Origin of the sequence: Microcoleus sp. Pol12B5 (assembly GCF_036701335.1) — a bacterium.
Classification (GTDB): Bacteria; Cyanobacteriota; Cyanobacteriia; order Cyanobacteriales; family Microcoleaceae; genus Microcoleus.
The window spans coordinates 86670-95104 of sequence record NZ_JAUBQQ010000018.1; the positions used below are offsets into that span (position 1 = coordinate 86670).

Below are 8435 nucleotides of genomic sequence, written 5' to 3' on the forward strand. Positions count from 1 at the left end.
AATCCGTTGCCGAACTTCCTCCTTCCTTCAGATATTAACTTCCCAGCATTTGCAACTTGTACAAACTGGCATACAACCCTTCTTGCTGCAACAACTCTTCGTGGCTGCCAGATTCTACTAACTGCCCGCGTTTGAGCACTAAAATGCGATCGACATTTCGGATAGTAGAGAGCCTGTGGGCAATAATAATAGCCGTTCTGTCCGCCATCAAACGCTCTAGAGCTTCTTGAATTAAAGCTTCCGTCCCCACATCCAAACTAGCAGTTGCCTCGTCTAGAACTAAAATACTGGGATTGCGAATAGCGGCGCGAGCAAACGCTAATAATTGCTTTTGTCCTCCCGAAAGATTGGTTCCCCGTTCCCGCAATTGCGTATCATAACCTTGAGGCAACTGTTCGATTAAACGGGCAACATTTGTCTTTTCTGCTGCTGCTTGAATTTCCTCAATCGAGTAACTTTCTCCCAAGCTGATATTGCTCTTCACGTCACCAGCAAATAGAAAGCCATCTTGGATAATCACGCCTATGTGCCTGCGTAACTCTGCTTGAGGCAAATCCCGAATATCCACATGATTCACCAGAATCCGTCCTCGGCTAGGTTCGTAAAGGCGGCACAGGAGACGGATAATCGAACTTTTGCCTGCACCGGTGGGGCCAACTAATGCTACTTTTTCGCCGGATTTGATGGTGAAATTGAGGTTTTGCAGGACATATTCGTCTTTTTTGTAAGCAAACCACACGTTGTCAAATTGGATTTCTCCCGATTCATAATTCTGCGATTTGGCATTTTCTCCCCCCCTTAGCAAGATGGGGTTGGCGGGGGGTGATGGGGGATGGTTGGGCAATAAACGATATTCTGAACTTGGTGGATTTTGAGAATTATCTGCCAATTCTCGATCGAACGGAGACAAGTTGTAAGCCGTTGCCTCTGGATGTCCAGTTATCAACAACGGTGAATAACCTGCCCTTCTTCCTTCTTCCCTCTTCCCTCTTCCTTCTTCCCTCTTCCCTCTTCCTTCTTCCTTCTTCCCGCTAGTTGGATCTTTAATTTCGATCGGTTCGTTGAGAATATCGCTAATGCGTTCGACAGCGGTAAATCCTGCTTGAATTGCAGTGAATTTCTCAGCAAATTGCCGCAGCGGATCGAAGAGACGCTGAGCAAATAAAATGAATGCCGAGAGAGTACCGAAGTTAAGATTACCAGCTAAAACCCTTTGACCGCCCATCCACAAAACTGCTGCAATCGCCACTAAAGCAATCCATTCTAATGTCGCAGATACGGCTGAGTCGTAAAATATAGTTTTGTCAACTGCTTTAATGTAGCGTTTATTGGTGACGCGAAACAATTGGGAGTTGAATCTTTCGCGGCGGAATAGCTGCACTACGCCAATACCAGTCAAGTTTTCTTGCAGTTGGGCGTTGAGTTCGGAAAGTTCTTCTCTGGTATTGTAATTTGCTATGCGATATTGGTACTGGAAATAAATGATGACTGCGGTAATTGGTATCATCATCAGGACCAACATTAAAGCTAGTTGCCACTGCATGGTAAACATGAAAATGGCAATTACTAAAATTGAGAATAAATCGCTGACAATGCCGATCGCCCCTGAAGAGAAAACCTCTCCCAAAGCTTCTACATCGCTGGTGAGGCGAGTCATCAGTTTACCGACAGGAGTGCGATCGAAAAATCTCACTGCTAGCGATGTGACGTGGGCGAACAAATCATTTCTAATATCAGTAGTAATTATTTGCCCTACTTTCGTGACTAAATAGCCTTGAAGTGATTGCAGTGCTAATCTAAGTGTTATAGTTAGCATGAGCAAAATAGCCAAAATATTCAATGCAGCAGAGAGAGGCACTCCCTGCAAGAATTTGTAGGTAGGTTCCGAGCGAATTACCGAAATTGCCTGTCCGATGAGAATGGGTTGAATTGCTCCTGAGACTGCTAGCGGTACTAATAGTGCGATCGAAATAATCAGCAAGCGTTTGCTGCGGGTTGCGTAAGATGCCAACCTCATGAATAACCGCCAGTCTGTTTCCTGGCCGGATTTGTTTTTGGTATCTGCTACTGGTGAGGAAAGGGTCATTGATGGCAAAAACTGTACAATATATCTAAGTAATAATTGTAACAAAGAGAATCAATATTTGGCACTAATATCAGTAACAAGCAAGATGCCTGTTTCACAAAGAGTGTTTTCTTGTAACAGTAGGTTGGGTTGAGGAACGAAACCCAACTAAAATGTTTGTAGCCCGCCCAAGTGGTAGTATAATCTAATGTTAAAGGTTATACTGTCATCATGCAAGAGATAGAGACATCCCGATTGTATCTGAGACAATTTACGCCAGACGACTTAGATGAGCTGTACCGTATTTACAGTGATGCAGAAATAATGAAATACTTGAGAGGAGTTAAAACTAGAGAAGAAACAGAAATCGCCCTTCATACCATGCTCAAACATTGGGAAGAAAACAACTTCGGACTGTGGGCTTTAGTACATAAAATAGACGGTAAAATGATTGGTCGCTGCGGACTGAATTTTCTGGAGAAGACACCGGAAGTTCAGCTAGGCTATACCCTCGACAAAGTTTATTGGAATCAAGGGTTGGCGACTGAAGCATCTTTGGCTAGTCTAAACTATGGATTTCAAATATTAAATTTGAAGAGAATAGTTGCGATCGCCCTCCCAGAAAATATAACCTCCCAGCGGCTGATGCAGAAAGTTGGCATGAAATAGGAAAAAAATGCTCTTTACTACGAAACTGATGTAGTATATTATTCTATCTCGCGAGAAAGTTACCAGTCAAAAGTAGTTTTGTAGGGTGCGCTAGGCGCACCTTACTGCATTTAAATTACTCGCATCGCAAATTGTCATTATTGTCGGCTGACAACTACGAAGTTCTTTGCAATTGCTTGTTAACTTTTTGAATTTTCTTAGCAAAATACTCTTGTCTGTGTCCCAATTTTTTAGCCACGTCCAACCCTTTTTGATAGGATTCCAAAGCTTTATCGTAAGCCTTCATCTCTTGATAAACTTGACCGATATTGTCATAAGTGTTCATCAATCCGTAGAAATTGTAAGCCCGCTCTTCTAACAGCAACTGCATTTGATAAATCCGCAAACTCGGCTCCCACTGCTTTTGCGCTCGATAAAGTAAGGCTAATTTATCTAAAGCTTCGCTAGCTTGGGCATACTGTTGAATGGGGACGGCTAAATTGTAGGCTTCCTGATAGTATTGAGCGGCTAAATTGATTTGACCTATGGTTTCGTAATCGCTGGCGATCGCAATTTTGAGTGGTGGTATAGCGCTGGGATTTTGTAAGTTAAGATACACTGAGGCTAGTTTTTCCCTAGCTGCGATCGCCTTTAGGGGTTGTTTCGACTGCTGGTAAACGTAGGCCAACTGTCTTAGAGCATCTACCTCAGTTGGAGGAGTTACAGGCTGCGGCGGCGCGCCGTTTCCCGCAACAACAGCAGAATTTTGCACAGCAGAATTAGCAGCAAATAAATCGCGGTTTTCCTGAATTAAAGTTGCCAATTCCTCATACACGGAAGCCGCTTTATCGTAACTCAACCAATTGATATGAATAAGCCCGATCGCCTTCAAAATCTGACCTTGAGCCAATATATCTTGGTTTTGGCGCGCATTTTCGAGAATTTCTTGGTAAACTTCTACGGTCGGCCCTTTAGCGCGCACCTGCTGAAAAGCCGCAGCGAAGGCGGGGAGCAACTCAGTATTAAGTGGTACTTGGGATTTGACTTGTTTTTGAATTGCTTGCAACCGTTTGGTAATAAGCTGTAGTTCGAGGTTTTTACCGTTACTCCAAGCAACACTTCCCACCCGACTCAAAGCAGCAATTTCCGCCGCCGGACCCAGATACCTCCGCAGCCGCAATTCTCGGAACCAAATTTCAAAAGCACCCGCGCCGTCTCCAGCTTGCAGTTTAGTCGCTGCTTCTAAGTTTAACTCTTCCAAAGCCGCTGTCAGTTCCTCCCGCTGAGTGCTGCTCAAAGATTCGTTAGCGGGAGCTAGGGGATCGGGTGTGGTAATTTCTAGAGGATTAGGGGAAAATTGATCGAGACCTGGTGGATTAGTTTGGGCGCTAGCAATAGAACCAGCACACAGCCACAAGAAAAGCAAGCACCCAATTGGCACAGAACTTCTCATTCTCAAAATTTGGTTGCCGCGATTCGGCATCTTTTCTGGAAACATCAAGTTTTGCATATCTACAAAACGGTATAAATTATGTCACAAAGATGGCACAAAAGCAAACTGTTGAACAAGAGCAACAAAATAAATGTCACCGCACTGAGCAATTATTGGGATTTAAAGACGCTGGGCGATCCTCTTCGAGGGCTTCGCCAACGTATTTTACGCTTATTTAGTCTAGCCCTAATTCTCTTAACTATTTGCACAGCTTGCGCCCCCCCTCCCGCAGTTGCAAAAGACCGCTCTTTTCCAGAAATGTCCCTAGAATTTTTGGGTGAGTACGAATTGCCAAAAATGAATTTTGAAGGAGTACCAGTCGGCGGTTTATCAGGAATTACCTACGACCCCAAAGGTATTAGCGCAGTCAATTCCAAAGCTTATCGCTTTTACGCTCTTTCCGACGACCCCAGCGAAAACGGAGAAGCCAGATTTTACAGTCTCCGACTCGACCTCACATCAAGTGACCCCGCCAATATTCACCTGAAAAAAGTTACCGTTGACGGCGTTACCTCCCTCAAAAAAGCAGACGGTGAAACCTTCTCTTGGGGTTCCATCAATCCCGAAGGCATCGCCCTTTCTCCCCGCAACTCAGTATTTGTCGCCAGCGAAGGCGTTACTCATGTGGGCATCCCTCCTTTTCTAGGAGAATTTGACCTCAAAACAGGGCAAATGCGGGGAAATTTGCCAATACCAAAGCGCTATATTCCCGATGCCAGCGATGAAAAACAGCAGCAAGGAGTGGTGGACAATTTAGGTTTTGAATCTTTAACCATCGACCCAGAAACCTTTAGCCCGGGCGGTCTCGATCCGTTTCGTTTGTTCGCAGCTACGGAAGCGCCGTTAATGCAAGATTTAGACCCAGAACAGGCAAGCAAACTCCGTCTTTTACATTATATTATCGTCGATAAAACACCGCAATTAGTCTCCGAAAATCTTTACACTCTCGACCAAGTTCCCATGACTATTTTGAACGGTTTAACAGAATTAGTAACTGTCGGTGGCGGTCAGATTCTGAGTTTAGAACGTTCTTTTGGACTGTCGGGGTACAGCGCTAGAATTTATCAAATAGCAGTTGGGGCGGCTACAGATACTTCGAGAATCCAGAGTTTCAAAGGACGAGTGGCGGTCGAACCTGTTAAGAAAAAGTTGCTGCTAGACTTAAGCCAACTCGGAATTCCGCTTTACAATTTAGAGGGGATGACCCTCGGCCCGCGCTTGCCAGATGGCAGCCAGAGTCTAGTTTTGGTCAGCGATGACAATTTTGATGAAGCGCAGAAAACTCAGTTTATCTTGTTGAGTTTGAAAACCCAAAATTAGTATGAGGATGCCTTATTTTTTAGTCAGCGAAGGCGGACTTCGTTTGTAGATGATCAGCGGTTTCAACCGCCGAGTGTTCAACAAAGTAATTAACTACCGCCAGTCATGCCAACACGCAACACTTTGCACTTACCAGAAATCGAACTTTCATACCTAGAATGGCAGCCAGAAACAGGGAAAGACAAAGTTCCGCGTTTGCTGCTGTTACACGGTTTAGCAGATAGTGCGTCTGTCTGGACTAGCTTCGGCAATTACTTGTCCAACCGCTATCATATTGTAGCGCCAGATATGCGCGGTCACGGAGAAAGTGGCAAACCAAAAACAGGCTATACTTTTGAAAGTGCGATCGCAGATTTAGAAGCTTTGATGGCACATCTCAACTGGTCAGACGCCCACATTTTAGGACATTCTTGGACGGGCAAACTAGCAGCGATTTGGGCGAGGCAAAATCCCGATCGCTTTTGCAGTATGATTTTAGTAGACCCCATCTTCATCACCAAACTGCCCGCCGCGATGAAACTCACCCTGCCAATTGTTTACCGAAAATTAGACTGTCTCAAATGTGTGGGGCCGTTTGCGACTTTGTCCCAAGCAGAAGCAGCAGCAAAACAATCGGGAGAATACGCAGATTGGAGTGACGTGCAGCAAATGGTATTCCAACACCAAATCGAACAAAAATCTGACGGAACTTGGGGCAGTAAATTTACGATTGCAGCCAGAAATCAGATATTTGCAGAAGTGATGAAAGTTGCCGGCTTAACTGAAAATATTGAGATACCGACTTTATTTGTACAGCCGGAAAAAGGCGTAAATCGCATGGCTTGGCAAATGCAGCCATACAAGAGATACTTGAAAAATCTTACCGTTGCAAAAGTACCGGGGAACCACTGGTCTTTTTTGACTCAACCGGAAACTTTTAATCAAACTGTGGCAGAGTTTTTAGAGGGCACAAGACAGTGAATTTAGAAATTATTGCACATCGGGGATTTTCGGCGATCGCCCCGGAGAATACTTTAGCAGCTTTTGAAATGGCGATCGCCCGTGGAGCTCATTCGATCGAATTTGACATCCAGCTATCCGCCGACAACGTACCAGTGATTTTTCATGACGCAACACTGGAGAGAATCACGGGAGTTTCTGGCAAAGTTAGGGAAACAACCCTGTCTCAATTGCAAACACTTAATGCGGGAAAATGGTTTAGCGATGAATTTTCACAAGAAAAAATTCCTACCTTAAAAGAATCATTAGCTATCCTCAAAAATGTTGACAAATTTCTTTACTTTGATGTCAAGCCACACTGCGAGTGGTCTAATTCAGATGTCGCTGATTTTGTCAATACTCTGAAGGGCGAAAACATCCAACATAAATGCGTTATTACTTCCTTTAACGATAAATTTCTGGAACAAGTGCGGCGGCTATCTGGCGATTTGGCGATCGGACACATTGTTGCTAATCTAGAAGCGTACAAAACTCAATTTGCTCAAGCTGTGGCGCATGGGGATAATTTGATTAGCAGTCAGTATCGCGTGTTGCTGGAAAACCCCGCACTAATTCCAGAAAGCCGGAGTCAGGGAGTTGACATTGTGGCCTGGACGGTGGACGATCGAGCGGATATGCAAAAGTTAATTGATTTGGGTATAACTCGGATAGTCACTAATTGTTTAATATAATTTGTTTAACTTGATATCTTGCACCATTATCAAGAACGGGCAAGAGGCCCCTTCCACAAAACTCAATTAATAGATGAATTACTTTCGCAAAAGCATCCACGAAATGTCTGGCTATGTGCCGGGGGAACAGCCACCGCTAGGCACAAAAATTATTAAACTAAATTCTAATGAAAATCCCTATCCGCCTTCTCCCAAAGCCTTAAAAGTTCTTCAGGAAATAGACGGAGAAATGCTGCGGCGCTATCCAGATCCAACTGGCAAAAGTTTCCGCATTGCTGCTAGTCAAGTTTTGGGAGTTGCTGACGATTGGATTGTTGTAGGTAACGGCAGCGACGATTTATTAAACTTGATAGTTCGCGCTGTGGGCGAATCAGGGAAACAGATTGTTTGTCCCGCGCCAACCTATGTATTGTACCGCACTTTGGCAGAAATTCAAGATGCAGAATTTGTTGAAGTTCCTTATCCCGAGGACTACAAGTTACCAGTCGATTTGCTAATAGCAGCCCAGGGTGCAGTGACATTTGTAGCTTCGCCAAACAGTCCATCGGGAACAGCCATATCTGTTGCTGATTTGGAGAAACTGGCTAAAGAGTTATCGGGCATTCTTGTGATCGACGAAGCTTATGTAGATTTCGCAGAAGAAAATGCTTTGAATTTGACAAAAAAGTACAGTAATGTTATAATTTTGAGGACGCTTTCAAAAGGTTATTCCCTGGCAGGATTGAGGCTAGGTTTTGGCATAGCAAATCCGGCGCTGCTGGCAGAATTAAATAAAATCAAAGACAGCTATAATGTGGATGCTTTAGCCTATGCAGTGGGGGCGGCTGCGATCGCCGATCGAGACCACAAAACAGCCAACGCCGAAAAGATTAAGGCTTCGCGAGCAAAACTAGCCGTTAGCTTCAAGGAATTAGGCTTTGACGTTTGGCCCTCGCAAACCAACTTTTTGTTAGTTAGGCCACCAAACGGCGATGCAGAAAGAATTTATCAAACACTGAAAGTACGGGGAATATTGATTCGATACTTCAATCAGCCGCGATTAGAAGACAAATTGCGGATTAGTGTAGGTACGGAGGAACAAAATCACATATTAGTTAAAAGTTTGAAAGAAATCCTATAAATAACGATCGCACTAAAATTAGTTGCTAGTGAGGACTTTAGTCCAATGGCACTGAAAAAGTCTCAATCACGCCCTCCGTTGAGATTTCAAGACAGAGCGAGGTTCCTGCATTCGAGGATA

The 8435-nt window shown here is 44.3% G+C and carries 7 protein-coding genes; 5 read left to right on the plus strand and 2 right to left on the minus strand.

Annotated elements, in window-relative coordinates:
• Positions 1-34: 34 nt before the first annotated feature.
• Entirely contained in the window at positions 35-2086 is a 2052-nt protein-coding gene (locus tag QUA24_RS11685) for an ABC transporter ATP-binding protein (RefSeq protein WP_333229772.1), read from the minus strand.
• A gap of 210 nt (positions 2087-2296) precedes the next feature.
• On the opposite strand from QUA24_RS11685, the gene QUA24_RS11690 reads away from it, so the two are divergent.
• Positions 2297-2734: a GNAT family N-acetyltransferase gene (locus tag QUA24_RS11690; protein ID WP_333229775.1), complete on the plus strand. Its 438-nt coding sequence runs from the start codon at positions 2297-2299 to the stop codon at positions 2732-2734.
• Between the two features lie 154 nt (positions 2735-2888).
• Here the strand turns inward: QUA24_RS11690 and QUA24_RS11695 are convergent, their stop codons facing one another.
• Positions 2889-4211 (minus strand): tetratricopeptide repeat protein, encoded by a 1323-nt coding sequence (locus QUA24_RS11695; protein WP_333229777.1) that lies wholly within the window; start codon positions 4209-4211, stop codon positions 2889-2891.
• 33 nt (positions 4212-4244) lie between these two features.
• Here QUA24_RS11695 and QUA24_RS11700 point away from each other — a divergent pair, with 33 nt between their 5' ends.
• The 4 genes from QUA24_RS11700 to hisC all read left to right on the plus strand — a co-directional run bounded on the left by QUA24_RS11700 (position 4245) and on the right by hisC (position 8315).
• Positions 4245-5525 (plus strand): esterase-like activity of phytase family protein, encoded by a 1281-nt coding sequence (locus tag QUA24_RS11700; protein WP_333229779.1) that lies wholly within the window; start codon positions 4245-4247, stop codon positions 5523-5525.
• A 105-nt stretch (positions 5526-5630) separates the two neighbouring features.
• Positions 5631-6485: an alpha/beta hydrolase gene (locus tag QUA24_RS11705; RefSeq protein WP_333229781.1), complete on the plus strand. Its 855-nt coding sequence runs from the start codon at positions 5631-5633 to the stop codon at positions 6483-6485.
• Positions 6482-7195: a glycerophosphodiester phosphodiesterase family protein gene (locus QUA24_RS11710; RefSeq protein WP_333229783.1), complete on the plus strand. Its 714-nt coding sequence runs from the start codon at positions 6482-6484 to the stop codon at positions 7193-7195. The genes QUA24_RS11705 and QUA24_RS11710 overlap by 4 nt, the downstream gene beginning before the upstream one ends.
• A 73-nt stretch (positions 7196-7268) precedes the next feature.
• Positions 7269-8315: a histidinol-phosphate transaminase gene (gene hisC, locus QUA24_RS11715; protein ID WP_333229785.1), complete on the plus strand. Its 1047-nt coding sequence runs from the start codon at positions 7269-7271 to the stop codon at positions 8313-8315.
• The last annotated feature ends 120 nt before the right edge of the window (positions 8316-8435 follow it).